This is a genomic window from Photobacterium sanctipauli (assembly GCF_003026495.1).
In the GTDB taxonomy this organism is placed as follows: domain Bacteria; phylum Pseudomonadota; class Gammaproteobacteria; order Enterobacterales; family Vibrionaceae; genus Photobacterium; species Photobacterium sanctipauli.
This window is the reverse complement of record NZ_PYMA01000006.1, coordinates 56,085-80,636: the sequence shown is the minus strand read 5'-3', so window position 1 is coordinate 80,636 and position 24,552 is coordinate 56,085. Positions and strand designations below refer to the sequence as shown.

At 45.6% G+C, this 24,552-nt stretch carries 27 protein-coding genes; 21 read left to right on the top strand and 6 right to left on the bottom strand.

The window, feature by feature from the left end:
* From C9I98_RS11445 to C9I98_RS11430, 4 genes are read left to right on the top strand one after another with little or no spacing between them, the layout of a single operon-like run.
* On the top strand, positions 1–780 hold the full coding sequence (locus tag C9I98_RS11445) for a ParA family protein (protein WP_036827698.1): 780 nt from the start codon (positions 1–3) through the stop codon (positions 778–780).
* Positions 770–1,966 carry a chemotaxis protein CheW gene (locus C9I98_RS11440; RefSeq protein WP_036827695.1) on the top strand — a complete coding sequence of 399 codons (1,197 nt, stop codon included), beginning with the start codon at positions 770–772 and terminating at the stop codon, positions 1,964–1,966. The genes C9I98_RS11445 and C9I98_RS11440 overlap by 11 nt, the downstream gene beginning before the upstream one ends.
* 16 nt (positions 1,967–1,982) lie before the next feature.
* Entirely contained in the window at positions 1,983–2,477 is a 495-nt protein-coding gene (locus tag C9I98_RS11435) for a chemotaxis protein CheW (protein ID WP_036827692.1), read from the top strand.
* Complete coding sequence (locus C9I98_RS11430) at positions 2,477–2,911, top strand: DUF2802 domain-containing protein (protein WP_036827689.1); 435 nt, start codon at positions 2,477–2,479, stop codon at positions 2,909–2,911. The genes C9I98_RS11435 and C9I98_RS11430 overlap by 1 nt, the downstream gene beginning before the upstream one ends.
* Before the next feature lie 34 nt (positions 2,912–2,945).
* Here the strand turns inward: C9I98_RS11430 and C9I98_RS11425 are convergent, their stop codons facing one another.
* Together C9I98_RS11425 and C9I98_RS11420 are read right to left on the bottom strand one after the other, a co-directional pair.
* Entirely contained in the window at positions 2,946–3,239 is a 294-nt protein-coding gene (locus tag C9I98_RS11425; protein ID WP_036827686.1) for an EscU/YscU/HrcU family type III secretion system export apparatus switch protein, read from the bottom strand.
* Positions 3,236–4,135, bottom strand: coding sequence for a hypothetical protein (locus tag C9I98_RS11420; RefSeq protein ID WP_107272002.1), 900 nt, complete (start codon positions 4,133–4,135; stop codon positions 3,236–3,238). The genes C9I98_RS11425 and C9I98_RS11420 overlap by 4 nt, the downstream gene beginning before the upstream one ends.
* Positions 4,136–4,242: 107 nt before the next feature.
* Here C9I98_RS11420 and ccmA point away from each other — a divergent pair, with 107 nt between their 5' ends.
* The 13 genes from ccmA to C9I98_RS11355 all read left to right on the top strand — a co-directional run bounded on the left by ccmA (position 4,243) and on the right by C9I98_RS11355 (position 15,271).
* Positions 4,243–4,893 (top strand): cytochrome c biogenesis heme-transporting ATPase CcmA, encoded by a 651-nt coding sequence (ccmA, locus tag C9I98_RS11415; RefSeq protein ID WP_036826353.1) that lies wholly within the window; start codon positions 4,243–4,245, stop codon positions 4,891–4,893.
* A gap of 10 nt (positions 4,894–4,903) precedes the next feature.
* Positions 4,904–5,572 carry a heme exporter protein CcmB gene (gene ccmB / locus C9I98_RS11410; protein ID WP_036826356.1) on the top strand — a complete coding sequence of 223 codons (669 nt, stop codon included), beginning with the start codon at positions 4,904–4,906 and terminating at the stop codon, positions 5,570–5,572.
* 303 nt (positions 5,573–5,875) lie between these two features.
* Positions 5,876–6,607, top strand: coding sequence for a heme ABC transporter permease (locus C9I98_RS11405; RefSeq protein WP_036826359.1), 732 nt, complete (start codon positions 5,876–5,878; stop codon positions 6,605–6,607).
* A 7-nt stretch (positions 6,608–6,614) separates the two neighbouring features.
* Complete coding sequence (gene ccmD / locus C9I98_RS11400) at positions 6,615–6,821, top strand: heme exporter protein CcmD (RefSeq protein ID WP_036826367.1); 207 nt, start codon at positions 6,615–6,617, stop codon at positions 6,819–6,821.
* On the top strand, positions 6,818–7,303 hold the full coding sequence (gene ccmE, locus C9I98_RS11395) for a cytochrome c maturation protein CcmE (RefSeq protein WP_036826362.1): 486 nt from the start codon (positions 6,818–6,820) through the stop codon (positions 7,301–7,303). Before ccmD ends, ccmE begins: the two co-directional genes overlap by 4 nt.
* A complete protein-coding gene (locus tag C9I98_RS11390) occupies positions 7,303–9,291 on the top strand; it encodes a heme lyase CcmF/NrfE family subunit (protein WP_107272001.1) in 1,989 nt (662 codons plus the stop codon). The genes ccmE and C9I98_RS11390 overlap by 1 nt, the downstream gene beginning before the upstream one ends.
* Positions 9,291–9,845, top strand: a complete 555-nt coding sequence (locus C9I98_RS11385; RefSeq protein ID WP_036818720.1) for a DsbE family thiol:disulfide interchange protein — start codon at positions 9,291–9,293, stop codon at positions 9,843–9,845. The genes C9I98_RS11390 and C9I98_RS11385 overlap by 1 nt, the downstream gene beginning before the upstream one ends.
* The gene (locus tag C9I98_RS11380) at positions 9,842–10,399 is read left to right on the top strand and encodes a cytochrome c-type biogenesis protein (protein ID WP_081878870.1); all 558 of its coding nucleotides are present in this window, start codon (positions 9,842–9,844) and stop codon (positions 10,397–10,399) included. The genes C9I98_RS11385 and C9I98_RS11380 overlap by 4 nt, the downstream gene beginning before the upstream one ends.
* Positions 10,399–11,613, top strand: coding sequence for a c-type cytochrome biogenesis protein CcmI (gene ccmI, locus C9I98_RS11375; protein WP_036818717.1), 1,215 nt, complete (start codon positions 10,399–10,401; stop codon positions 11,611–11,613). The genes C9I98_RS11380 and ccmI overlap by 1 nt, the downstream gene beginning before the upstream one ends.
* A gap of 155 nt (positions 11,614–11,768) precedes the next feature.
* A complete protein-coding gene (locus C9I98_RS11370; RefSeq protein ID WP_245907144.1) occupies positions 11,769–12,701 on the top strand; it encodes an MlaA family lipoprotein in 933 nt (310 codons plus the stop codon).
* A gap of 125 nt (positions 12,702–12,826) precedes the next feature.
* A complete protein-coding gene (locus tag C9I98_RS11365; RefSeq protein WP_245907143.1) occupies positions 12,827–14,050 on the top strand; it encodes a CDP-glycerol glycerophosphotransferase family protein in 1,224 nt (407 codons plus the stop codon).
* Positions 14,051–14,062: 12 nt separating this feature from the next.
* Entirely contained in the window at positions 14,063–14,458 is a 396-nt protein-coding gene (locus C9I98_RS11360) for an FAD synthase family protein (protein WP_036828562.1), read from the top strand.
* A gap of 12 nt (positions 14,459–14,470) precedes the next feature.
* Positions 14,471–15,271 (top strand): hypothetical protein, encoded by an 801-nt coding sequence (locus tag C9I98_RS11355; RefSeq protein ID WP_107272000.1) that lies wholly within the window; start codon positions 14,471–14,473, stop codon positions 15,269–15,271.
* On the opposite strand, the gene C9I98_RS11350 is transcribed toward C9I98_RS11355, so the two are convergent.
* The gene (locus C9I98_RS11350; protein WP_107271999.1) at positions 15,262–16,404 is read right to left on the bottom strand and encodes a CDP-glycerol glycerophosphotransferase family protein; all 1,143 of its coding nucleotides are present in this window, start codon (positions 16,402–16,404) and stop codon (positions 15,262–15,264) included. The genes C9I98_RS11355 and C9I98_RS11350 overlap by 10 nt on opposite strands.
* 65 nt (positions 16,405–16,469) lie before the next feature.
* On the opposite strand from C9I98_RS11350, the gene C9I98_RS11345 reads away from it, so the two are divergent.
* A complete protein-coding gene (locus C9I98_RS11345; protein WP_036823638.1) occupies positions 16,470–17,408 on the top strand; it encodes an NAD-dependent epimerase/dehydratase family protein in 939 nt (312 codons plus the stop codon).
* 46 nt (positions 17,409–17,454) lie between these two features.
* Here C9I98_RS11345 and C9I98_RS11340 read toward each other — a convergent pair whose 3' ends face one another.
* Entirely contained in the window at positions 17,455–19,347 is a 1,893-nt protein-coding gene (locus C9I98_RS11340) for a polysaccharide biosynthesis protein (protein ID WP_036823646.1), read from the bottom strand.
* Positions 19,348–19,524: 177 nt separating this feature from the next.
* Here C9I98_RS11340 and C9I98_RS11335 point away from each other — a divergent pair, with 177 nt between their 5' ends.
* From C9I98_RS11335 to C9I98_RS11325, 3 genes are read left to right on the top strand one after another with little or no spacing between them, the layout of a single operon-like run.
* A complete protein-coding gene (locus C9I98_RS11335) occupies positions 19,525–20,088 on the top strand; it encodes a sugar transferase (protein ID WP_036823636.1) in 564 nt (187 codons plus the stop codon).
* Position 20,089: 1 nt separating this feature from the next.
* Complete coding sequence (locus C9I98_RS11330; protein WP_051902249.1) at positions 20,090–20,683, top strand: elongation factor P hydroxylase; 594 nt, start codon at positions 20,090–20,092, stop codon at positions 20,681–20,683.
* Positions 20,680–20,946, top strand: a complete 267-nt coding sequence (locus C9I98_RS11325; RefSeq protein ID WP_036823633.1) for a YfcL family protein — start codon at positions 20,680–20,682, stop codon at positions 20,944–20,946. The genes C9I98_RS11330 and C9I98_RS11325 overlap by 4 nt, the downstream gene beginning before the upstream one ends.
* 552 nt (positions 20,947–21,498) lie before the next feature.
* Here the strand turns inward: C9I98_RS11325 and C9I98_RS11315 are convergent.
* Positions 21,499–23,676: a YjbH domain-containing protein gene (locus tag C9I98_RS11315; RefSeq protein WP_036816363.1), complete on the bottom strand. Its 2,178-nt coding sequence runs from the start codon at positions 23,674–23,676 to the stop codon at positions 21,499–21,501.
* The gene (locus C9I98_RS11310; RefSeq protein WP_036816366.1) at positions 23,676–24,551 is read right to left on the bottom strand and encodes a capsule biosynthesis GfcC family protein; all 876 of its coding nucleotides are present in this window, start codon (positions 24,549–24,551) and stop codon (positions 23,676–23,678) included. The genes C9I98_RS11315 and C9I98_RS11310 overlap by 1 nt, the downstream gene beginning before the upstream one ends.
* Between the last annotated feature and the right edge of the window lies 1 nt (position 24,552).

Below are 24,552 nucleotides of genomic sequence, written 5' to 3'. Positions count from 1 at the left end.
GTGATTGTCTGGAGTATCGCCAACCAGAAAGGCGGCGTCGGTAAAACCACTACAACGGTCACCTTGGCTGGTTTGCTGAGTGAGCGAAACAAGCGGGTACTGTTGGTTGATACCGATCCGCACTCATCATTGTCGACTTACTTGAATTTTGATGCGGATGCACTGCCGGCGAGCTTGTTTGACCTGTTCCAGTTGACTGAGATCAACCGCGACACGGTCAAGCCGGTGATCTTGAATACCCAGTTTAAGAATATTGATATCATTCCTGCCCATATGTCGCTGGCGACCTTGGACAGGGTGATGGGCAACCGCGGTGGCATGGGCTTGATATTGAAAAAAGCCCTGAACAGCCTGGCCGATGATTACGATTATGTCCTGATCGACTGCCCGCCTATTCTTGGGGTGATGATGGTCAATGCCCTGGCAGCCAGTGATCGCATACTGATCCCGGTACAGACCGAGTTCTTGGCGATGAAGGGGCTGGAGCGAATGATGCGTACCTTGCAGATCATGCAAAAGTCGCGTCCTTCGGGGTTCAAGGTAACCATAGTGCCGACCATGTATGACAAGCGTACCCGCGCTTCATTGCAGACATTGCAGGAGCTGAAACTGCGCTTCCCGGACCAAGTTTGGGCATCGGCGGTACCCATTGATACCAAGTTCCGTGATGCCAGCATCAAACATATGCCGCCATCATTGTTTGCGCGCAGTTGCCGTGGTGTATTTGCCTACAAGACATTATTGAATTATTTGGAGCGTTTGGAGCAGGATGAGCGATAATGCACGCCTGTCCAGCGAACAGGCGCTGGATGATTACTTCTTGGATTTGCTGGCGGAGCCGGAACTGTTTGGCAGTGCCGAGGAACCGCCCGAGCAAGAAGCTAGTCAAGCTGAAGTGGCTGGCGAGCCAACGGCCGATGAGCTTATCTGTGCTAGCGGGGAAGCTATCGGTGCTGAGGATAATAGCGAAGAGGCTGGCCATCAGGACTTACCCAGGCCAGATCACCAAGAAGTATCTTCACCTGCTGGGCCTATAGCACCGCAGGAGCAGGCTCAACCGTTTGACTTTGATTCCCTTAACGGGGAAGGCGATCACCCTGAGCCAGCGTTGGCGCCAAAGTCGGTATTGGACATTAAGCCTGCTAGCGAGGCACAGCCAGCCAGCGATGCCAAGCCTGCGTTGACGTGGTACGAGCCAGAGCCTACCAGTAAAGAGCACTTGGAAGATGTACAGCGCTTGCTGAGCCAAATGAACAGTTTGCTACCAGGGGCGCAAGCTCAGGAGCAGGCTGAGGAGCCAACCGAAACCCTCAGTGATGAATGGCAACAGGTAATGGCCCATGAGGCAGAATCGCAGCCTTCCGAGGAGCTCGAGCTGGGGGATGATGGCACTGGTACCAGTGCTGACAGCGCAGACGAAGAGGCACAGCTGCAAGCGTCGGCCCTTGAGACTCAGGCGGGGGATGATGAGCCGCCCGAGCAATGGCACCAACAGCATCAGCTGGGCAATGAATTTCAGGCACTGTTTTTTGAAGTAAACGGTGTGACTTTTGCGGTTCCACTGACCGAGCTGGGAGGCATTCACCAACTTGGTGAGGTAAACCACTTGCTTGGCAGACCGCCTTGGTACCTTGGCTTGATGACTAACCGCGACCACCAACTCGATGTGGTGGATACCGCGCGCTGGGTGATGCCGGAAAAACTCGCCGACGATGAACACCGCGAGGAGTATCGCTATCTTGTGATGCTGGGTGAAAGTAAGTGGGGGCTGGCATGTAATACCCTGCAAGGAACCGAGAACCTGACAGAGCACAGTGTGCGCTGGCGGGAAAAGGCCGGTAAGCGCCCTTGGCTTGCCGGTATGGTAAAAGAAAAAATGTGTGCGCTAATTCATGTTAGCGAACTGATCTCGATGCTTAATGCGGGATTAGATGTTAAGGCTGTAAATATTAAAGCTGCAAATTAGGTAAAGAGGAAACAGCATGTCTCAGGTGAGTGTCGCCGAAATACAAAAAGAAGACGGTAACGATCAGGTACTGCAATGGGTTACTTTCCAGCTGGAAGACGAAACCTACGGTATCAATGTCATGCAGGTACGTGAAGTACTGCGTTACTCTGAAATTGCACCCGTGCCAGGCGCGCCGGATTACGTATTGGGTATTATCAACCTACGCGGCAATGTGGTGACCGTGATTGATACCCGTTCACGTTTCGGCTTGATGCCGGGTGAAATCTCTGACAACACCCGCATTGTGATCATCGAAGCTGAAAAGCAGGTGATTGGTATTCTTGTTGATAGCGTTGCGGAAGTGGTTTACCTACGTAGCTCTGAAATCGACAGCACACCAAGTGTCGGTACTGAGGAAAGTGCTAAATTTATCCAAGGGGTAAGTAACCGTGATGGCGAGTTGCTGATCTTGGTTGATTTGAACAAGCTGCTTTCTGATGATGAATGGGACGAAATGGCGTACCTATAATGCTTGATATGTTGTTGCAATGGCTTCCGCTGGCTGTTTCGTTGCTGGCCGTTTTTATCGCTTGGCTAATGGTCAAACGCGAGCGTTTGGCACGCCAGGCCCTTGAAAGCAAATTTGCAGCGACGGAAACCGTGTTGAAAAATGCCCGTCACCAGCATGAGAGTTTGCTCAAGCAGTTCAACGAGCTGCGTGCTGGCTCGATGGGGATGAGCCAGAAACTGGCCGAAATGGCCCAGCACCTGGAAATGATCGCTGACAGGCAAGGCGAGATGGCAATGCAGGATCCCGATGGCAAGCTTTACAGCCGAGCTAGCAAAATGGTCGAGCTCGGGGCGGATGTCAATGAGCTGATGGAAGAATGCGATTTGCCCAAGGCCGAGGCTGAGTTGCTGCTGCGCTTACAGCAAAAGATGGCGCAACCGCGGCGCCGCTGATTGGGCTTTAGGTGTTTTTCGCCGAGCAGCCTTGCTACACGGTTTCATCAATGCCTTCCAACCCTTCCCACCCGGGAGGGGTTTTTCCGTTTAGGAGCCAGGAAAATGCGATCAGCTCGGCAATTACCCGGTAAAGCTGCTCGGGGATGGCATCACCGGCTTCGAGCTTATCGAGGTATGTCGACAGCTCGTCGTCTTGGTGGATCAAGCCCCCCTGCTGTTTTACCTGTTCGATAATGTGTTCGGCCAACTGGTTGTAGCCTTTGGCGGCGACAGTGGGCGCATCCGAACCGCCGCTGTAATGCAGTGCAATGGCACGTTTATTCATACTGTGACCAAAATTCCTGATGTTGTGGTTGCCGTTGGGGTGAGTGGCGCAGGTTCTAGCTGGTTGTATTGAATGCTGTTCGCTTTTAGTCCCAACATTTCAAGTCTGGCTTCGAGCAGCGGGGCCAGTTGTTCGGTTTTTCGAATAACATGACCGTTGCCAGATTCAAACAGCAGGTCAAGCTGCTCCCCGTTCCAATTTGCTGTTGCTTCTAGGCTATCGTTGGTTGCGATGGGCAAGGTAAGCTTCACTTTCCACTTGGGTTTGCCTGGCTGCCCGTTCCTCTTTTCTTGGTGTTGTTGGTAAACGGCTATCCTCGCTTCTCTGCCATTTGGCTGTAATAGCGGCCAGTAGAGCATGATGGACTCTGGTTCGCGGCTCGGAGGGAGTGGTGCGAGCCTTTGCTCGATAGCCAACTTCAGCAAAGCGAGGGTTTCTTCTTGCTGTTGCTGGGGCAGCTGCCCCAACCACTGCCGAAGTGCACTGTTAGGATCTTGGCGTTGGGTCAATAGCTCGATAAGGGCATTTTTTCCCGCCCCTTGTTGTAACCAGCGAATGAGTAAGGCTTGGTTCGATGGTTGCAACAATTGTGAAAACAGCTGGGAAAGAGGTGAGGCCACTGGCGGGGTGGACGCGTTGCTTGCAGGATTGATAGTTGTAAATAATCGTTGCAAAACATTCATTTGTTGTAATAACTGGCTCAGCTGCGACAACGGTGTGTGCTTGGTATTGACCCCGCTAGAGGTGGGGGTTAACTGTACACTCTGGGGCAGTTGTGTGCGCTCGACAACATTTGTCGACATTTTTTTTGTATCTTGTGGCACTTTTTTTACATCAGCTTGTCCATTTTTGGTCTGTACTGCAATGGACTGATGATCACCACGAATTGAGTTCACAATAAATCACCTTGGGATCACGTCAATCGAACCTTGTCGCTAACAATCAGTAACAGCGCTGTGGTACTATGCGACCTTAATTGTGTCACCTAGGATACATCATTTTTATGTTGTCTGTAGAAGAGTTAAGTTGTACCCGAGACGAACGGGTATTGTTCGATGACCTGCAATTTTCGGTATCAACTGGCGAGCTGGTCCAGATTGAAGGCCATAACGGCGCGGGTAAAACCACCTTGTTAAGGATCCTGGCGGGGCTCGGACGGGCAGATAGCGGCAAAGTGTGCTGGCACAATGAAAATATTGAATCCGCACGTGAGGATTACTACCAGGACTTGCTGTTTCTTGGCCACCAAACCGGTGTTAAGCGAGAGCTCACAGCATTTGAGAATCTGGCGTTTTTCGAAAACATGCATGTGAGCAACGAAAGCAATGACTTGCAGGGTGAGCCTAAGGTGCATGGTGAAAACAGCCTGTGGCAGGCATTGGCCCACGTTGGGCTGGCTGGGCGAGAGGATGTACCGGCAGGCCAGTTATCGGCCGGGCAGCAGCGCCGGGTGGCGTTGGCAAGGCTGTGGTTGAGCAACCATAAGCTATGGATCCTCGATGAGCCGTTGACGGCTATCGATAAGCAAGGGGTAAAAGTGTTGGAGCAGTTGTTCCTTTCCCATGTGATGCGTGGCGGTATTGTTATCCTGACTACGCACCAAGATATGTTCGCTGATAGCGATCACCTAAGAAAAATAAAATTGGGACGATAGGAAAGGGATGATGTTGAGCGCTGTTTCACAAGTAATTCGCCGCGAGTTGTTGATTGCTTTTCGACGTCAGGCGGATGTGTTTAACCCGTTGTGGTTTTTTATTATTGTCATCACCTTGTTTCCGCTGGGTGTTGGCCCGGAGCCCAACTTGTTGGCGCGAATTGCACCGGGGATTGTTTGGGTGGCGGCATTGCTGGCCGCCTTGTTATCGATGGAGCGCCTGTTCCGTGATGACTTCGTCGATGGCTCGCTAGAGCAGATGTTGATGATGCCAACGCCCTTGCCGGTGCTGGCGTTTGCCAAGATGTTGGCGCATTGGCTGTTAACCGGTGTGCCGTTGCTTCTGATCAGCCCGTTGCTGGCTATTTTGCTGTCGCTGGATTGGCCGACATGGAAAGCGGTGGTACTGACCCTACTAATCGGTACACCAACGTTAAGCTTTCTAGGTGCGATTGGGGTGGCGTTAACCGTTGGCTTGCGAAAAGGTGGGGTTTTATTGAGCTTGCTCATTTTGCCGCTTTATATACCTGTGCTTATATTCGCGACCTCCGCAATTGATGCCGCAAGCCTAGGGATGCCATACAATGGCCAGCTGGCCCTAATGGGGGCCATGTTGGTGGGTTCGGCAACGTTATCGCCGTTCGCGGTTGCAGCCTCATTGCGTATAAGTGTTCAATAAAGACACAGCAATGTGCAATAAATGATTACAATTAGAGTTATTCGCCCTGTCTCATGAGACACGATCTCATGAGACAATTTGAGCAAGAACAAGGAAGCAGGCGTTAGTTTTTTGATTACCCCTTAAGGAGTATTCAACTTGCAAGGCCGATCTGGATAAGTAAGGCATGTCACCCGACTATATCCGGTGGGTCAGCGCCAAATAATGATGAAAAACGTTGTTCGGTAATGATTTTATCTGAAATCAGAACCAAAGCTAGCCGAATAAACGTACTTATTACTATTACACGAGTAGAGCAAAATTATGTGGAAGTGGTTACATCCCTACGCGAAAGCTGAAAATTGCTACCGTCTTTGCGGTACCTTGTTACCTTGGTTTTCAATCATTGCCTTAGTTGCCATTTTAGTGGGATCGGTTTGGGGATTGATGTTCGCCCCGACGGATTACCAGCAAGGTGACAGTTTCCGAATTATTTATTTGCATGTGCCTGCAGCGATTTGGTCGATGGGGGCCTACATGTCGATGGCCATCGCGGCATTCATCGGTATCGTATGGCAAATTCGCCTTTCTGATCTTGCGGCATTGGCAATGGCGCCAATCGGTGCCGTCTTTACCGTTATCGCACTGCTTACCGGTGCTATCTGGGGTAAGCCGATGTGGGGCGCATGGTGGGTATGGGATGCACGCCTAACCTCTGAATTAATCCTTTTGTTCCTATACCTTGGTGTTATCGCACTATACAACGCATTTGATGATCAGAAAACGGCCTCGAAAGCGGCGGGTATTCTGGCAATGGTAGGTGTGATTAACCTGCCTATCATTCATTTCTCGGTAGAGTGGTGGAACACCCTTCACCAGGGCGCAACCATCACCAAATTTGATAAGCCATCAATGGATACCAGCATGCTTTGGCCACTGTTGTTGAACATTGTCGGCTTTGCCTGTTTGTTTGGCGCAGTGACGTTGGTTCGTCTGCGTAACGAAATTATTGCTCGTGAAAGCCACCGCCCTTGGGTGCGTGAATTGATGAAGTGAGGCCATGATGCATTTTGACTCTTTTAGTGACTTTCTAGCCATGGGCGGCTATGCCCAGTACGTTTGGGCGGCATATGGCATTTCATTTGGCGCATTGCTATGGCTGATTATTTCCAGCCTCAACACCAAACGCCGTTTGGCGGCGGAAATCAAAAACAAAATTGCGCGCGAGCAACGTATTAAAGAAGCGGAAAAATTGGAGAACACACTATGAACCCGAGACGTAAAAAGCGCCTGACGTTGGTATTGGCGCTAGTTGTTGGCCTCGGTGCAACAATCGGTCTACTGCTGTATGCACTAAATCAGAATATGGATTTGTTCTACACCCCGACGGAATTGGTTAATGGTAAGGCTGACGGTACCAAACCTCAGGTTGGCCAGCGCCTGCGTATCGGCGGTATGGTTGTTGAAGGCACAGTAGTGCGTGATCCAAAATCGCTTCAGGTCAGTTTCGATGTGGCAGATGTTGGCCCATCGGTAACCGTGAAATACAACGGTATTCTGCCTGATCTATTCCGTGAAGGTCAGGGTATCGTGGCACAGGGTGAGCTAGTGGATGAAACAACGATTGTTGCTTCTGAAGTACTGGCGAAACACGATGAAGAATACATGCCACCAGAAGTTGCAGAAGCCATGCAGAAAACTCATGAGCCGCTTCAGTACACTGATAAACAACTACAAGGCAGTGCACAATAATGATTGCTGAAATAGGTCATTTTAGTCTGATAGTGGCATTGGGTCTGTCGATCCTCGTCTCTATCTATCCGCTATATGGTGCATCGGTGGGCAACCAGTCCCTGATGCGTATGGCTCGCCCGCTAACGTACGGCATCTTCGGGATGACGTTGGTGTCATTCATTATCCTGTCTTGGGGTTTCTACTCGAACGATTTCACCATCGCTTACGTAGCAAGTAACTCTAACTCATTGCTACCTTGGTATTACCGCTTGTCTGCGGTATGGGGTGGCCACGAAGGTTCACTGTTGCTTTGGGCTTTGATCCAGGCAGGTTGGGCGGTACTGGTGGCGATTTATAGCCGCGGTATGCCGCTTGAATCACTGGCTCGCGTACTGTCTATCATGGGTATGATTGCGATTGGCTTCTTGCTGTTCATCATCGTGACGTCAAACCCGTTCGACCGTACCCTGCCGTTCTTCCCGGTTGATGGCCGCGACCTTAACCCGTTACTGCAGGATCCAGGTCTGATCATTCACCCGCCGCTGCTTTACATGGGTTACGTTGGCTTCTCGGTTGCGTTTGCCTTTGCTATCGCATCTTTGATGACGGGTCGCCTTGATACTGCTTGGGCACGTTGGTCTCGTCCTTGGACAATTGCAGCATGGTCGTTCCTGACTCTGGGCATCGCACTGGGTTCATGGTGGGCTTACTACGAACTCGGCTGGGGTGGCTGGTGGTTCTGGGATCCAGTAGAAAATGCTTCTTTCATGCCTTGGTTGGCGGGTACGGCGCTAATGCACTCATTGGCCGTTACCGAAAAGCGTGGTACGTTCAAGGCATGGACGGTACTGCTTGCGATCTCGGCATTCTCGCTAAGCTTGCTAGGTACCTTCCTGGTTCGTTCGGGCGTATTGGTCTCGGTTCACGCATTCGCCTCTGATCCGGCCCGCGGTATGTTTATTCTTGGCTTCCTTGTTGTGGTGATCGGCGGCTCGTTGCTGTTGTACGCCCTACGCGGTGGTCAGGTACGCTCTCGTGGTAACTACAGCCTGTTTTCCCGTGAGAACTTGCTGCTTGCTAACAACCTGCTTTTGGTTGCGGCGCTATTGGTGGTATTGATTGGTACGCTGCTACCGCTCGTCCACAAGCAAATCGGCCTTGGCTCGGTTTCAATCGGTGTGCCGTTCTTCAATACCTTGTTTACTTGGTTGATGATCCCGTTTGCCTTTATTTTGGGTATCGGTCCTCTGGTTCGCTGGAAGCGCGACAAGCTGTCTAACATCAGCAAGCAGATGATGATTTCTGGCTTGATAACACTGCCGTTTGCATATTTGTCTGTGAAGCTGTTTACCGAAGTACTTGAGCCTATGGCGGTACTGGGTATGGCAATGGCGATATGGATTGTTGTGATGCACGGTTTCGAGCTGTATGAGCGTGCAACTCACCGTCACAGCTTTATGGTTGGCCTTGGCAAACTAGGTCGTAGCCACTGGGCAATGATACTGGGCCATATTGGTTTGGCGGTATCCGTTATTGGTATCTCCCTCGTTTCGAACTACGATATCGAGCGGGATGTGCGTTTGGCGCCGGGTGAGACCTACACGGTTCAGGGCTACGACTTCTACTTCGACGGTGTACGTGATGCTGATGGTCCTAACTACGACGGCTACATTGCTGATTTCGATATCACTCGTAACGGCAAGTACATCACGACCCTTCATGCTGAAAAGCGCTTCTACAGCGTGGCTGGCTCGATGATGACCGAGGCGGCAATCAATAGTGGTATTACCCGTGACCTATATGTGGCAATGGGTGAGAAACTGGATAACGGTGCTTGGGCGGTTCGTATCTACTTCAAGCCATTTGTTAACTGGATTTGGTTCGGCGCAGGCCTGATGGCATTGGGTGGTGCACTCGCTATCAGCGATAAACGCTACCGCTTCCGCAAGAAAGCGCCATCGGCGAAGAAAGTCGAGACTGCAAAAAAAGAGGCTGAAGTTAACTAATGAACAAAAAGTTATTGTTTATTCCGCTGATTTTCTTTTTGGCACTGGTCGTGATGTTCATGATCCAGTTGAACAAAAATGCTGGTGGTGATGATCCAACCAAGCTGGAATCTGTGCTGGTTGGCAAGCCGGTACCTGAGTTTAAGCTGGAAGATCTTGTTGAAGCAGGCAAGCTTTACGAACAAGACATTTTCACCGGTGAGCCGCTGCTGTTGAACGTTTGGGCGACATGGTGCCCAACCTGTTACGCAGAGCACACTTACCTGAACGAGTTGGCTAGCGAAGGCGTTAAAATTATCGGCCTTAACTACAAGGACGATCGCCTTAAAGCTGTGCGTTGGTTGAACGAATTGGGTAACCCGTACATCCACAGCCTGTTTGATGGCAACGGTATGTTGGGTATGGACCTGGGTGTGTACGGTGCGCCGGAAACTTTCTTGATTGATGCCCAAGGTATTATCCGCTACCGCCACGTTGGTGATGTGAACGACCGTAACTGGAACGACACGCTGAAACCAATGTATGACGCAATGCTTGAGGAGGCGAAGGGATGAGTAAGTTATCTCGACGTTTTTCCCGATTACTACTAGCGCCGTTGCTGGCGCTAGGGGTTGTAGTCGGTGGTGTAGGCGTGACGGCAATAAGTGCAATGCCCGCCGTGGCTGCCATTGATGTTTACGACTTCGATAGCGCTGAAAAAGAGAAAGCGTTTCGCGAGCTGACGATGACGCTGCGTTGTCCGAAATGTCAGAACAACAATATCGCCGATTCCAATGCGGAACTGGCGCAAGATATGCGCCAGAAAGCCTACGATATGTTGAGCGAAGGCAAGAGCAAGCAAGATGTCGTTGACTACATGATTGCTCGCTACGGCAATTTCGTGACCTATAATCCGCCGATTATGGCTTCAACCATTATTCTTTGGGCTGCGCCGGTTATCTTTATTGTGATTGGTTTTACCGTGCTGGTAATGCGCTCGCGTAAACCGTCGGAAGCAACGTCTTCGAATGAAGAACTTGAGGTTGATGAGCAGGCTCGACTGAAAGAACTAATGGCTGAAATGGATAAGCAAGATTCATCAAGTAACCAAAGTGGGAAGGTGAAGTAATGACACTGTTTTGGATGATCACAGCCTTCTTGGTACTGGTTGCTGCTTTATTGTTCGTTGTACCTATGTACAGAGGCAAAGAGCACGATGAGGTAGCTAGTCGCGATGAGTTGAACAAGGCCTTCTTTAAAGATCGGATGGACGAGCTGAAAGAAGAAAACAGCGAAGGCTTGGTTGTTAACCAAGACGAGCTGGTTGTCGAGCTTCAGCAATCCCTGCTTGATGACGTACCTGAAAATGCCAAAGAGCATAAAGCGACAGTCAGTACGGTGATGCTGATCCCTGGTCTACTTGTTCTGGTGATGGTGTGTTACGGTTTGTACATGAAGACTGGTAGCTTGGACAAAGTGGCCGCTTGGCAAGAAACGGTAACTCGTCTGCCAGAGCTATCGCAGCGTTTGATGGACGAGCAAGGTGCGGATCCACTCTCTGAGCAAGAGATGGATGATCTGACGTTGGCACTGCGTACCCGTCTTCACGATACTCCTGATGATGCAACGGGCTGGTTGCTGCTTGGCCGTATCGGCATGGCGAACCGTGATGCGACCACAGCACAAGATGCACTGAACCGTGCATACCGCCTTGAGCCAAACGATCCTGAAATCCAGTTGAGCTATGCGCAAACACTGATGATGATTGGTGACCCGGCACAAAGCGATAATGCTCGTCGCCTACTGCGTGCGGTTATCAAGCAAGATCACACCAACCTTCGCGCAATGTCGCTGCTGGCATTCGATTCATTCGAACGTGGTGAGTTCTCTTCTGCCATTGCCTACTGGACAATGATGAAGAACTTGGTGGGTGAAGATGATCCGCGCGCGACCATGCTGGATCGTAGTATCGCCCGTGCTCAATCACAGCTAACCAAAGGTGAAAACCCAGCTGATTCGGTGTCGGTGACGGTTGAACTGGGTGCGAACGTTGAGTTGCCATCACAAGGTATCGTCTTTGTATCCGTTCACTCGGCCGATGGTGCGCCAATGCCGATTGCGGCACAGCGTCTACCGTTGTCTGCATTCCCGATGACGCTGACGCTGGATGATAGTAATAGCATGATCCCTGAGCGTCCGATGACGTCGCTATCGGAAGTGATGATCAAAGCGCGCATTGATGCTGACGGAAGCCTGCGCAGCAAAGCGGGTGACTGGTATGGTCAAAGCGAGGTGGTTGCTTTGGGTGATAGTGCAACGGTTGTTATTGATAAGCAGTATTGATTTCATACAGTTGTAAGCACTTGATCAAAATAGTGCTACACGAGTAAACGCTAAGCTGGTAAATTATAAACAGGCTGAATACTATTGTAGTATTCAGCCTGTTTTTATTTCAGGATTCGCTATCGTCATTCAGGGACAAAAAACAAAACGATACTATGGATAAAGCATTCAAAATCAAACAGCTCGTCGTTCTTGTTACTGTATTTGCCTTATCGGCATGCGCAGGCTCTCCAGATGAAACGGTAGTGTCAACGCCAAGCACTGTCGTAACGACAGATACTTCCTCATCGCTTGAAGACAATATCGTCGCGGTGGATACTAGTGAAGCTAGCGCCGATGACGGTTATGAAACCGATGCTGAGCTGGAAGCGGAAATCTTCGCAGAGCTCGAGGCCAGTGACGGTGAGTACAATGTTTCTGGTGTGTATGATCCCCTTGAAGGCTTTAACCGTGCCATGTGGGATATCAACTACAACTACCTTGACCCATGGTTGGTACGCCCTGTTTCTTTAGCCTATGTTGAGTACACCCCATCCCCATTGAGAAGCGGTATCCGTAATTTCTTGGCGAACCTAGATGAGCCAGCCAGTATGGTTAACAGCTTGCTTATGCAAGACGGTGAAAAAGCCGTGACTCACTTCAACCGTTTCTGGATTAACTCAACCTTTGGCCTGTTTGGTTTGATTGATATCGCCTCGGCAGCCGACATCCGCAAACCTTCCGAGCAAGTGTTTGGTGATTCAATGGGCTATTACGGGGTCGGCAATGGCCCATACTTTATGGTACCATTCTACGGTCCGATCACCTTGCGTGAAGGGGCTGGTGATGTTGTCGATGGCCTTTACTTCCCACTAAACCTATTGACCTTCTGGCAAGGTCTAGGAAAGTGGGCCTTCGAAGGTATGGAAGACCGCGCTGCATTGGTTCAGCAAGAAGCGCTGCTTAACGACTCACCAGATCCATACATCTTCACCCGAGATGCATACATCCAGAACAAGAACTTCCGTGCTCAAGGCAACAAGAGCATAGACGAAGAGCCTGTGGACGAAGAGTATCTGGATGATTTCTTGGATGAGGTTGATGGGTGATCATTACGTTATATGGCATTTAAATATGTATAAGCTATACGAATGACAATGCTCATATAGTTTTGAAGAGATTTTATTTAAAGTGATAGGTTAGTTTAAAATTAGCCTTACTGGTTTAACAAGTTATGAAATTTAAGCAAAAAATTGTAGGAAAACTGAAGCAAGTACTAGCAAGTAATGACTATATAGATCTAATTTCCAAATTCATAGCTATAAACTTATCCAGATTCATATTTCATATTAAATATAAGAATTATAAGGTTGACGATAAAAAAATAATTTTTGAATGCTTTCAAGGTAGGAACTGTAGTGATTCACCGTTAGCAATATATAATTATATTAGAAACAACTATAAAGGCTATTCTTATATTTGGGTTTTGAATAGCAAAGAACACGAAAAGTTTAATTATATTACTAATCAATCAGATACTAGTGTTGTTATTTATAACTCTAAAGAGTATGAATATGAATATGCAACGTCAAAGTTTTGGGTTGTTAATTGCCGCTTACCATTTAGGTTTTATAAAAGAAAAGAACAAAAGTATGTACAATGTTGGCATGGTACGCCTTTAAAAAAACTTGGTTGTGATATCGAAGTTGGTAAGTATGTAACATCAAGTATCAAAGGGCGTAGTTATAGCTATACTATTGACTCTGAAAGGTACGACTACTTTATTTCACCAAGTACATATGCTAGTAAACGTTTTTGTTCTGGGTTTAATTTCTCTTATGATAAAATTATTGAGTTAGGCTATCCTCGTAATGATTCATTATTTTGTAATAAAGATAACCTAGAAAAAATAAATAGTATTAAAAGTAAGCTAGGAATAGATAAAAAAAAGAAAGTTATTCTTTATGCACCTACATGGCGAGATCAGCAATTCTCTTCGAAAGAAGGTACATATTATTTCAATAACCAACTCTCGGATATTGAGTTTTTAAAGCAGTTTGATGAAAGCTATCTTTTTCTCTTTAGAGGTCACTATTTCTCTGAAAGTTTAATGGGTCTCGATTCATTTAAAAATGTTTCAGATTATGATGATGTTAATGATCTTTATTTGATTTCTGACATGCTGATAACTGACTACTCCAGTGTTTTCTTTGATTATGCAATACTAGAACGCCCTATCTTCTTTTACATGTATGATAGACAATCATATGAAGATGATGTCAGAGGGTTTTACTTGAACATTGATCGTGATCTACCAGGTCCAATTTATACTGATAGAATTTCTTTGGCGAATGCGATAAAATCGCCATCAGAAATTAATTATGATGACTTTAATTTGCAGTTTAACCCATTTGAAGATGGTAATTCTGCTAAACGTGTTGTTGAGAAATTCTTGTAACTGGAGTGACTTATGTCTAAACGTGTTATTACTTTTGGCACCTTTGACGTGTTTCATGTGGGGCATATTAACATCCTAGAGCGTTGTGCTACTCTTGGTGACACTCTGATAGTTGGGGTTTCAAGCGACGACTTAAACCACAAGAAAAAAAACCGATATCCTATTTACGATCAAGAAAGCCGAATGAAGATTGTTCAGTCTTTAAAGTTTGTAGATGAGGTCTTTTTTGAGCTTTCACTTGAGAAGAAGAGAGAGTATATCGAGTTTTACAAAGCAGACATTTTAGCGATGGGTGATGACTGGGAAGGTAAGTTTGATGAATTTAAAGATATCTGTGAAGTTATCTACTTTCCTCGAACTCCATCAATCTCAACGACAGAGATTATTGAAATCACAAAGAATATTTAACAATATTTATTAATGATGAGTATATTATCTAAACTAAATACGGCTGTTGTAAGAACAACAGCTTTTTTTTCTTTGCTTCGTAACTTATTTCCATTCTTTAATAATGAGGTAGGTGTACAAGTCAATAAGCTATCATTTTTCATTTTTTTTAGTAAATATGTAAATATGGTAGTAATGTTCATTCCGATCAAATTGTTATTTTTGCTATCAGGAGCAAAAAATATTCCATTTTTAGCGGATATCGAGCAGTCTTTAGGGCGTAATGTTTATATTAGTATAATGATTTTTATTGTTATTGTTCTATATGCTTTTGATATGGTGGCAAAAATATATAAAAGTAAAATAGCAAACCACCAAAAGACGATCATTAATAAAGCTAAATATCATTTTGATAATAAAGATGTTGAGAAAAAGATAGTTCTAAGAACGTATAACCCTTATTGCCAAATAGTTTCTGATATTTTAGTGCTACTTGCATCAATTTTAGTTTTTACTCTTCTTAGTCCTCATTATGCGTTGTTTTATGTTACGGTTGTAGTTAGTTACTTTCTATTGCTTGAATATTTGTTATTTTCTCCACATCAAACACGATTGCTTAAGATGCTAAACCTGGATAATAATCAATTTATTCAAGTTTGTAATGGAATTTTGTATCTGATTTTCTTCTTGGGCATTGTTGCTGTTCTGTTTGTGAAGTCTATCCATATATTGGTAGCTATTCTCATTCTTTTAGTGGCCAGAATATCAACAACATCTCTACGTACGATCTTTACTTCTCAAAAAGCCCTACGCAGAGATTATTTTCAGAAGTGATTTATAATTAAGTGGCTGATATTTTTTCTGTCTTCAGAAATATTCAATAAGTTAGCCACTTTTATATCCTGTTTATTATGCATTTTAACTAGTTCACCTTGTTGTGTAATAGCGGTACCCCATGTTAGTTCTTCATATGGATGCGAAAAGCCGACATTTTCTAAGTATTCACTTAGATCATATGGGATAAACCCGACAGGCTTATCTAGCATCGCAAAATCACAATAAATACTTGAGTAATCAGTAATTAAGGCATCAAATTGATTAAGGTGTTCAGTAATATCCTCTGCTTTACTTGAATCTAGATTGATGACTCGCGAGCTTAAATACCCTGATAGATCTACTTCAAACTTAGGGTGTAAACGTAAGAAGATAAATGCATTTTTTTGTTCAAGCATTTTCTCAAGCTCACTCTTTTCATAATCCTTAAATGGAAATAGCTGTACATCGCCATATGGTCGCCAAGTAGGGCTATATAGAATAAACTTAGTTTTATCATTGCATCTGAAGCTTTCAATGAATTCTGACTTTCCTGAAGACATTGAATCAAGTCTTGGCTGTCTTGCAACGAGAACTTGATTTTGGCGAACACCGAAAGCTTTACCTATGTATTCCGCGAAGAATTCTGAAGGGCTCAGATAGTATGTGATGTTTGTACTCATCAGTCGATAGTACAGCTTTTTAAGTTTACTTGCAGATTGATCCATCAAACCAATATTCTTTACTGGAGTTCCATGTCCAAGTTGTATTACCAACCGATTATATTTCATAAATAATCCACTGATGGGCGGATCCATGGTACTCATAACCCAACAATTAGCACTAAGAATATAAGCTTTGTTTTTAACACCTTTTGTACTTATAAAATAGCTACCATATTTTTTTGTGAGTGCTTGTCTTTTTTCTGTATCATTAATAACAAACTTTACTTCAAAACCTGCATTTTCAAATTCTTCTTTATGGTTGATAAACAAGTATTTTGAATTAAAGGTAAAGTCTTTATTAACTGTCGAATTTAATATGATTCTTTTATTTCTTTTGCCGAAAATGTAGAAAAAAGACAGGAAAAAACCAGATGCTGCGTCAAGAAAACGCTGAATTAGAAACTTGTTCTTGTTGCTAATAGACCACATGATAACCACCAATAAAGTTGATAGAATAATATATCATATTTATCTAGCTATTAAGAGTGTTGTCATTGAAAACAGTACTAGTAACAGGTGCTAATGGTTTCATCGGTAAGTCATTAGTTGGCGCGTTAGGGCGTACTTACAAAGTAAGAGCTGCTGTACGCAACGCGGAACAGCTAAATCCCCCCTTGTCTACAACAGCGGAAGGCCTTGTAAGTGTTGGAAATATTACAAAAGATACTGATTGGCATGAGGCTGTTGAGAAAGTAGACACTGTTATTCATTTGGCAGCAAGAGCACACGTTACCAGTGAATCGGCGGTTAACCCCTTGAGTGAGTTCCGAAACGTTAACCGTGATGGTGCTGTTGAGTTATTATGCCAGGCCGCTGCATCGGGTGTTAGACGGTTTGTTTTTGTTAGCTCGATAGGTGTTAACGGTGCTGTTACTCATGGTGAAGCATTTTCTGAAGATCAGAAAGTTAATCCTATCTCAGATTATGCAATATCTAAGTATGAAGCCGAGCAACAACTCACGTTAGAAGCAGAAAAACTGGGTATTGAGCTAGTGATTGTCAGGCCGGCATTAGTTTATGGGGAAGCAGCCCCGGGTAACATAGAGCGGCTAAGGGGCTTAGTGACTAAGGTTCCTTTACTACCATTTGGTATGGTGAATAACCGTAAAAGTTTTGTTTCTATCAATAATTTGGTATCGCTTCTCGAATTGTGTATTTACCATCCTGATGCAGCGGGTCAAACTTTTTTAGCTGCTGATAACGAAACAATATCAACAAGGCAGTTAGTGGATGCCCTTGCAAAAGCTGAGGGCGTCAGTCTGATTCAGTTGCCTATTCCTGTTCGCTTAATGAAGTTTGTGGCTGGTTTGGTAGGTAAATCTTCGCTAGCTTCCCAATTATTTGATGATTTAGAAATTAGTAATGCGAAGGCAAGGAAACGACTTGGATGGAATCCTACTAGTTGTATAGATACCGCTTTTATCAAGAAGTAGCATGAGCGAATGATGGCATACCGAACTGATTCGGTATGCCCATTTGTTAGGCCTCTTTATAAAGGTGATCGTAGATATTGCCTTCTGGTACATAACCTGTCGGTGTTTTTAGCAATATATCACGAACTTTTACCAGATCAGTTTGATGACAAGCTTCGTCAAGTTCATTCAAAACACTTTCCATTTCAGGCCAGCTTAACTTGTCTTCTTGGGCGGTCATAATTTTTGGGTGCTCTGTACCGGTGACATTTTCTCCGATGAGTAGCTCTTCATAGAGCTTTTCACCTGGCCTTAAGCCTGTGAATTTAATCTCAATGTCACCGTCGCAATCCTCGCCCACTTTTTCACTAAGCCCCATTAATTGAATCATTCTCTTGGCTAGATCAAGAATTTTCACTGGTTCACTCATATCGAGCACGAAAACTTGTCCGTTATGGGCAATAGCACCAGCCTGAATGACTAACTGTGCAGCTTCAGGGATAAGCATAAAGTAGCGAGTTATATCTGGGTGGGTGACAGTAACAGGTCCGCCTTTCTTAATTTGCTCTCGGAATAGCGGAACAACAGAGCCAGAAGAGCCCAATACGTTGCCAAATCTAACCATGGTAAAGTTTGTATTGCTGCCTGAATCTGCTAATGCTTGCAGTACTAGTTCAGCCATGCGCTTACTCGCACCCATAACATTGGTTGGGCGAACTGCTTTATCGGTAGAGATTAGGACAAAGTTACTTACACCCGAATTCATTGCCGCTTCAGCTGTAAACCAGGTTCCAAATATATTATTACGTATGCCCTCGATAGTGTTGTGCTCGACAATAGGTACGTGTTTATATGCAGCCGCATGATATACGGTGTCGATTTCATAGGTGAGCATTAAGTTTTCGAGGCGTTTTTTATGCTGAACAGATCCTAATGCGGCGATTATTTTTATTTCTTGCTTAGTAAACTTGATGTACTGCTGAAGTTCACGTTCGATGTTATACAGGTTGTACTCGTTTAATTCGAATAGCAAAACCACCTTGGGTTTACGACGAACAATTTGACGGCATAACTCTGAGCCAATCGAGCCACCTGCACCTGTAATCATGATAGCTTTTGATTCAATACAAGCCTTCATTAAGCTTTCTTGCGGTTCAACACTATCGCGGCCCAGTAAATCAGACACCTCAAGATCTTTGATTTCCGTTAAGCTGGACTTTCCTGAAGCGATATCTTCAACAGAGGGTACGGATTGAATTTCTAGAGGCCAACTCGAGAGTTTGTTAACAAGTCTTAAACGTTCCCCGGTACTGATATTATTGATAGCCAGCAGCAATTTTACAGGTTGGTAGAGTCCATTGAGTTTTTCGAATTCACTGCTGTGGTACACCTTTAAACCGTAGATAATGTTACCGCATTTCTTTTTATCATCGTCTAGCATGGCAACGGGATGATACTCAGAACCTTGCCTTAGTGCATAGGCAAGATCTCGGCCTGTCGCACCTGCACCGTAAATAAGTACATGCGGTTTTCCTTTGCGGTAGAAACGGTCGAAGTACATGCGGACCAAAACCCGGGGAGCCCCTAGGAAAAGAACTGCAATGCCAGCATAAATGGCAGGAACACTACGATGAATATACGAGTGGGTATAGAAGCTGGAAATGGCTAGGGCAAAGGCAGAAAGAATGACAGCTAGGGCAATATGGCCTAAGGCAGGGACAATCATGTACCTTAGTACGGCTCTATATAGTCCTAGCTTGGCAAAAACGACAATGGTAACCAGTACAGTAACGACAAAGCTAGTCACTTCCTCTGGCCCAAACGGTATAGTTAATCTGCCTGTCCGCAGTGCAATAGCGACATATAAAGCAAAATTGATTGCCAGAATATCATAGAGAACAGTAATCACTCGCTTTGTAACACGTTTAGCACTGAACAAGCTTAAAATAGGTTGAAACATATCGGTACCGGTACACCCAATGGATAGCTTAAACATTTTAAATGCTTGTCATGAATCAAGCCAGTTATACTATTGATCAAGCTAAGTTGATGGCTAATATATGACCGATATTGCCTTGCACTTCGCTAGGCACAGCTTTAGACTTGCCCTTCAAATTTATTGATAGGTAGTAGCTGTATGCAGTCACCATTTTTTAGGGTTCTCGATGTTTTCTTGGCATTGGTTGGAATTTGCTTAACCATTCCATTTTGGGGACTAATTTATCTGGTGGGATTGTATGATACCGGCTCACCTGTGTTTGCCCAGAAGCGAGTAGGTAAGTATAGAAAGCCCTTCACGCTTTATAAATTCCGTACCATGCCCGTGGCCACCGAATCTGTGGCTACCCACTTAGTTGATGCCAGTTCGGTGACAAAGCTGGGCAACTTTCTGCGCAAAACCAAGCTAGACGAATTGCCGCAGCTTATTAATGTGTTGAAAGGCGAGATGAGCTTTGTTGGCCCTCGTCCGTGTTTGTTCAACCAAACGGAGTTGATAGAAGAGCGCCAAAAACGAGGTGTGATGGATGTGTTACCAGGCATTACGGGCTTAGCGCAAATTAATGGGGTTGATATGTCAACTCCGACCAAGTTGGCGGAGCTAGATAAAGAGATGATAGATACCTTCACCTTGTCGGCATATTTTTCATACATCCTGCAAACGGCAATTGGTAAAGGTGCGGGTGATAGGGTGAAGCGTTAGTATGAGTGTTTGTTGTGAAATACTCGCTGGAGAGTGCAAGGGTGAAGTTGCTCAACAAGCGGTTGAGCATAACAATGCCGACTTGATTGCGCTATTTAACGAAGTATTTATTGAATCGTATAACACTGAGTTGGTATTAGGTGGCGAGGAGCCTATCTATTTACCCGCTGGCGAGCAGCACCCTCATCACCGGATTATTTTTGCTCGCGGGTACTTTGCATCGGCACTTCATGAAATTGCGCATTGGTGTATTGCAGGCCCTAAACGACGCTTATTAGAAGACTATGGTTACTGGTATGAGCCTGATGGGCGGACCGCCGAGGTACAAGCTGAATTTGAAAAAGTAGAAGTAAAACCGCAAGCCATAGAGTGGATTTTGTCAGCCAGCTGTGGTTTTCGCTTTAGAGTGAGCTGTGATAACCTCAGTGGTGACTGTGAGCCTGATAGGGCTGCGTTTACCCATAAAGTGCATGAGCAAGTGTTGGCTTACCTAGAGCAAGGTATTCCCGAACGCGCCCACACATTATCTAATGCCTTACGTGAGTTTTATCAGGTTGGGCCACTAAAACCGACAGACTTTGAGAGAGAATTATGATCCAGCAATTTGAAGAAAAGTTGCTTACCCTGATTGACCAGATGGTAGAAACAGCATCGGATGACGAGCTTTTTGCTGGCGGCTACCTTAGAGGCCATATTTCACTGTCTGCTGCCAATTGTGAACTGGCTGGCAAAGCAACGGTAGAGCAAATGGTGGAGGAGGTTGATGCAAGCCTGGCAACTGCACAATCTGAATTGGCACCGGCTGATCAACTGATTGTGCGTGATATGTGGCAACAGCTTCAGCAACATGCTGTCTAGAAAGCGATTAAAGATTTGATAAAAAAAGCACCCTCGGGTGCTTTTTTTATTGTTAAACAGAAAATGTTAATTACTTCAACTAATTATTAGTGCTTAGGTACTTTCGCTTATAGTCTGATGACTTGGCAAAAATAAATGTTGGTATTGTGATAAGTAATAAGCTGATACCAAATAAAAGGTTTTCATTAGCAAGTAGCTGGTAACAACTTAACAAAAATATTGCTGCGACTAGCAGAATATTTAGTTTATGAACAATAGGATAGTTCACCGAAAAACGAGCATACACCCTAAACATGCTCTACCTCTTCTATATAAAGTATTGATAATGATATAAATTTAAGCTGCGTCATTAATGACACTTATATTAATAGGTGGATGATAGCTTGTTTTGCGTACAAATAGTATTGATTCGAAAAGATATAGGCTCAATGTCACAAAATAGTGGTAAAGCTGTTGAACTAATCAAAACACTTTGATTGTTGAGGTGGCTTCTACAAAAAAGGGATATTTTGAAAATACCCCTTTATTAGTTTTGGATGAAACATATACAGCTTAGTTCATAGGCTTGCGACCGTACCAAGGTGATCTTGGGTCCGTTACCCCAAACAATTCATATTTACGGTTTAGCATCTGTCCGCCATCACGGGTGAGTGGTAGCCACGAAATAGTCGCTCGGTTAGTACTTGGCTTCACTGTCATCACATCAAACGGGATAGAAATGTAGAAGCCTTTGTTGAAACTGCCTTCCCCGAACTCGTCAGCCGACATGTCGGTTAGGGCAGCAAAGGCACCGGCGATCACCCCACTATCAAATTGTTTAGAGAAGTCGATAGTCACACCAATGTCTTCTGCAAGGTACTTACCAGCGCTTACTTTAAACAGTGTATTTGGCAGCCAACTCCATTGAGGTTGGTAATAGGCGGTTGCATGGCCTGTCACAGTACCGGTTTGTACCTGATAGGTTTCACCTTCTTGGGTAATCGTGTCCTCGGTGTAGAAACCGAATTGCGAGTCTGGATCACGCTGAACCACATAGTTGGCATCAACGCCAAATGCCCAGTTGCTGCCTTGAGGTCGGTAGAGTAATTCACCGCCCACGCCACCGAACATCATCTCCAAGTAGCCGGCATAGGCTTGGCCATACCAGTTATCCGCGAGGCGATCCATCCAAGTCAGCTGTAAGTTATCAAGGCGAACGGGGTTATCACTGATATATTGACGCACTAAGGTACGGACACGAATGTTATCGGTGGCATCCCTAGGTACTTCGTATAGGAACTTGTCGTAGTTATCGTAAATATTAAAGTAAACCGAGCCACCTAGTTCAACATGGTTACCAAACCAGTAGTTGGCACCTGCATTTACCCCAAGATTAAATAGGTAAAAGCTCTCTGAACCACCAAAGGATTGCTGAAGGGTAGGGGCAACATTCACTTCCCAAGGTTTGTCTGCAGCGGCATATTGCTCACCTTCAGGCTCTTTCGGGTTCGTAACTATTGTTGCATCTTCAACGGAAGCACCGAAATATTCATGATTGGCCGCTTTGGCAAACTGTTGACTGTCGATTTGGGTTTCGGTGACCAACTGTTTGTTAGACGTTTCGACCAAGCGGTATTGATCAACAGCCACACCTTGGTTGGCAATGACTGTGGCAGCCCGGTGATGGGCATCATTTCGATCGCGGTATTTGTTCTGCTCAGCCACGACGGTAATGGACTTATCATCAGCATAAATGGTTGGATCTTTATAGCCTGCGATTTGGTGAAGATCTTGAGCCAGTTGGTTCCATTCATTGCTGGTTAGTTCATCGGCAGCCTTGCTATTTTGAGGTTTGTAAGTGGGAGCGGGCTCATCTTGCCAGCTGGCTTTCAAATTGTTGAAGTTGGTACTTAAGCTAAAACCGAACGTCCAAGTGTTGCCTCGCTCATAGCTAATACGGGTATCTGCCCATGAGCCGATTTTATACAAAAGGCCATAGTTGAATTTGCTGTCTTGCGACATATCAATGCCGCCGCGTGTGACGGGAAAGTCACTGGCATAATCATTGCCATCGTATTCCACTTTTAAGCGTAGTGGCGCCCAAGGGCTTTGATATTCAACTCCACCATACAAGGCACTACAGCCTGTAAACCAGCGCTCGTAGTCAATGGTGCCACCTTTGCCCTTATAACCGGTGTTGCGGTCACAATCTTCGCTAACCGATTTGTCGCCACTCAGGTTAGCACTGTTACCCAGGTAGCCCCAGCCGATACCTACGGTGAAATCGAACGGGCCAACGTGTTTACTAGCAGCAATGTATTCACCATCAAATAGGCCAGTACCACCAAAGTCACGCACACCAATTGAGGTTTCTGGTAGCCAGTAGCTTTCTTCGATTAAGCGGATTTTAAAATCGATCCCTTTATCGGTGTATTTGGTGTCTCCACTAAAACTTTCGTCATCACTGTAGAGGAGATCTTGTACCAAGGTATAGCGAACCGTGGTTTCTAACCAAGGTAAAAGCTGGAGCGAGACGGCGTAGTGGTGGTATTCATCATTATAGGTGCCGCTGACATTGAACTCGCCTTCTTTGGCCATTCGGCCAGAAGGCATTTGGATAAGGCCGACACCACCGAAATCCGTTTGCGATGGTTGTAATACGGGATAGCTAAATTCGTCTGCCTGAACATTAAGTACCGGCAGCATAGCCAAGGTAATGGTTGACAGTGAAGTTTTTACAGCAGGGTGCATCACAGCGCTCGGTTCCTTAATATGTTGATGATCTCGTCATTGAGAGAGCGGTAGCCCGATGGCAAAGAAGAAAAGCCCAAATACACAATTGCACCGGGGGCGATATCTTGGTGGTTTTGGTTCCAGTAAGCAATGGAATGGCTTTCGACGGTGCCATCCGGTTGAATAACTGTTGCCACGCTATTATCACCAAGGCTGCTTGGCTGGGTATGAGCGATATAACCATCGGCATTTAAGCGCGTTTGCCACGGAATATCACCAGGCTTTGCTACAGCGCCAAGTACATATACAGACTGTGGACGCTTGGGTAGCACCAAACTGACATCTTGATTAACCAACGGGTTGGCTGATGGGGTAATACGAACCACATCATAATCAAGCGGTGTGAAGATACGTTCGCCAATAGTCAGTTGAGTCAGTGCTTGCGATAAGGCGATATAGATGGCCTTATCATTATTATTCGATTGAAGTGCGAGCTGCTCAAGCTGATTAATAACCAGAGCTTTATCAGGGTGGGGGAAGCCAGTATATAAACCAGCCCCTAGCCAATAGATGTCATTACTCTGAATGGCCTCAACTTTAGATTTAGCATTAGAACCAACATCATTGGAGGTCTGTCCTTTTTCTAATAGAAGAGCTGAGTTGGCAAAGCTGTCTGCCAATACCTGCTCTATTCGCACCGGTGCTGGATAACGAAGTTGAAGTTGCCGTTTCAGCTGCGTAGTATAGGCCTTGCTTGTGCTCACCATAACAGTAACTGATTCAGAATCAGTACTTGATGCTACAGTATTAGCAAAAGCTACCGGTGCGAAAATGGCAAGTAGTGCTGCAAAAAATCTAACACGGGGCATGCTAAAGGCCTTTGATTTTGTCATT

Coding starts and splice junctions, on each gene's coding strand:
- C9I98_RS11355 (WP_107272000.1), top strand. CDS start 14,471: ATGATGAGTATATTATCTAAACTAAATACGGCTGTTGTAAGAACAACA.
- C9I98_RS11405 (WP_036826359.1), top strand. CDS start 5,876: ATGTGGAAGTGGTTACATCCCTACGCGAAAGCTGAAAATTGCTACCGT.
- ccmE (WP_036826362.1), top strand. CDS start 6,818: ATGAACCCGAGACGTAAAAAGCGCCTGACGTTGGTATTGGCGCTAGTT.
- ccmA (WP_036826353.1), top strand. CDS start 4,243: ATGTTGTCTGTAGAAGAGTTAAGTTGTACCCGAGACGAACGGGTATTG.
- C9I98_RS11370 (WP_245907144.1), top strand. CDS start 11,769: ATGGATAAAGCATTCAAAATCAAACAGCTCGTCGTTCTTGTTACTGTA.
- C9I98_RS11340 (WP_036823646.1), bottom strand. CDS start 19,347: ATGTTTCAACCTATTTTAAGCTTGTTCAGTGCTAAACGTGTTACAAAG.
- ccmB (WP_036826356.1), top strand. CDS start 4,904: ATGTTGAGCGCTGTTTCACAAGTAATTCGCCGCGAGTTGTTGATTGCT.
- C9I98_RS11435 (WP_036827692.1), top strand. CDS start 1,983: ATGTCTCAGGTGAGTGTCGCCGAAATACAAAAAGAAGACGGTAACGAT.
- C9I98_RS11330 (WP_051902249.1), top strand. CDS start 20,090: ATGAGTGTTTGTTGTGAAATACTCGCTGGAGAGTGCAAGGGTGAAGTT.
- C9I98_RS11425 (WP_036827686.1), bottom strand. CDS start 3,239: ATGAATAAACGTGCCATTGCACTGCATTACAGCGGCGGTTCGGATGCG.
- C9I98_RS11360 (WP_036828562.1), top strand. CDS start 14,063: ATGTCTAAACGTGTTATTACTTTTGGCACCTTTGACGTGTTTCATGTG.
- C9I98_RS11430 (WP_036827689.1), top strand. CDS start 2,477: ATGCTTGATATGTTGTTGCAATGGCTTCCGCTGGCTGTTTCGTTGCTG.
- C9I98_RS11325 (WP_036823633.1), top strand. CDS start 20,680: ATGATCCAGCAATTTGAAGAAAAGTTGCTTACCCTGATTGACCAGATG.
- C9I98_RS11440 (WP_036827695.1), top strand. CDS start 770: ATGAGCGATAATGCACGCCTGTCCAGCGAACAGGCGCTGGATGATTAC.
- ccmD (WP_036826367.1), top strand. CDS start 6,615: ATGCATTTTGACTCTTTTAGTGACTTTCTAGCCATGGGCGGCTATGCC.
- C9I98_RS11385 (WP_036818720.1), top strand. CDS start 9,291: ATGAACAAAAAGTTATTGTTTATTCCGCTGATTTTCTTTTTGGCACTG.
- C9I98_RS11390 (WP_107272001.1), top strand. CDS start 7,303: ATGATTGCTGAAATAGGTCATTTTAGTCTGATAGTGGCATTGGGTCTG.
- C9I98_RS11380 (WP_081878870.1), top strand. CDS start 9,842: ATGAGTAAGTTATCTCGACGTTTTTCCCGATTACTACTAGCGCCGTTG.
- C9I98_RS11365 (WP_245907143.1), top strand. CDS start 12,827: ATGAAATTTAAGCAAAAAATTGTAGGAAAACTGAAGCAAGTACTAGCA.
- C9I98_RS11350 (WP_107271999.1), bottom strand. CDS start 16,404: ATGTGGTCTATTAGCAACAAGAACAAGTTTCTAATTCAGCGTTTTCTT.
- C9I98_RS11315 (WP_036816363.1), bottom strand. CDS start 23,676: ATGCACCCTGCTGTAAAAACTTCACTGTCAACCATTACCTTGGCTATG.
- C9I98_RS11310 (WP_036816366.1), bottom strand. CDS start 24,551: ATGACAAAATCAAAGGCCTTTAGCATGCCCCGTGTTAGATTTTTTGCA.
- C9I98_RS11335 (WP_036823636.1), top strand. CDS start 19,525: ATGCAGTCACCATTTTTTAGGGTTCTCGATGTTTTCTTGGCATTGGTT.
- ccmI (WP_036818717.1), top strand. CDS start 10,399: ATGACACTGTTTTGGATGATCACAGCCTTCTTGGTACTGGTTGCTGCT.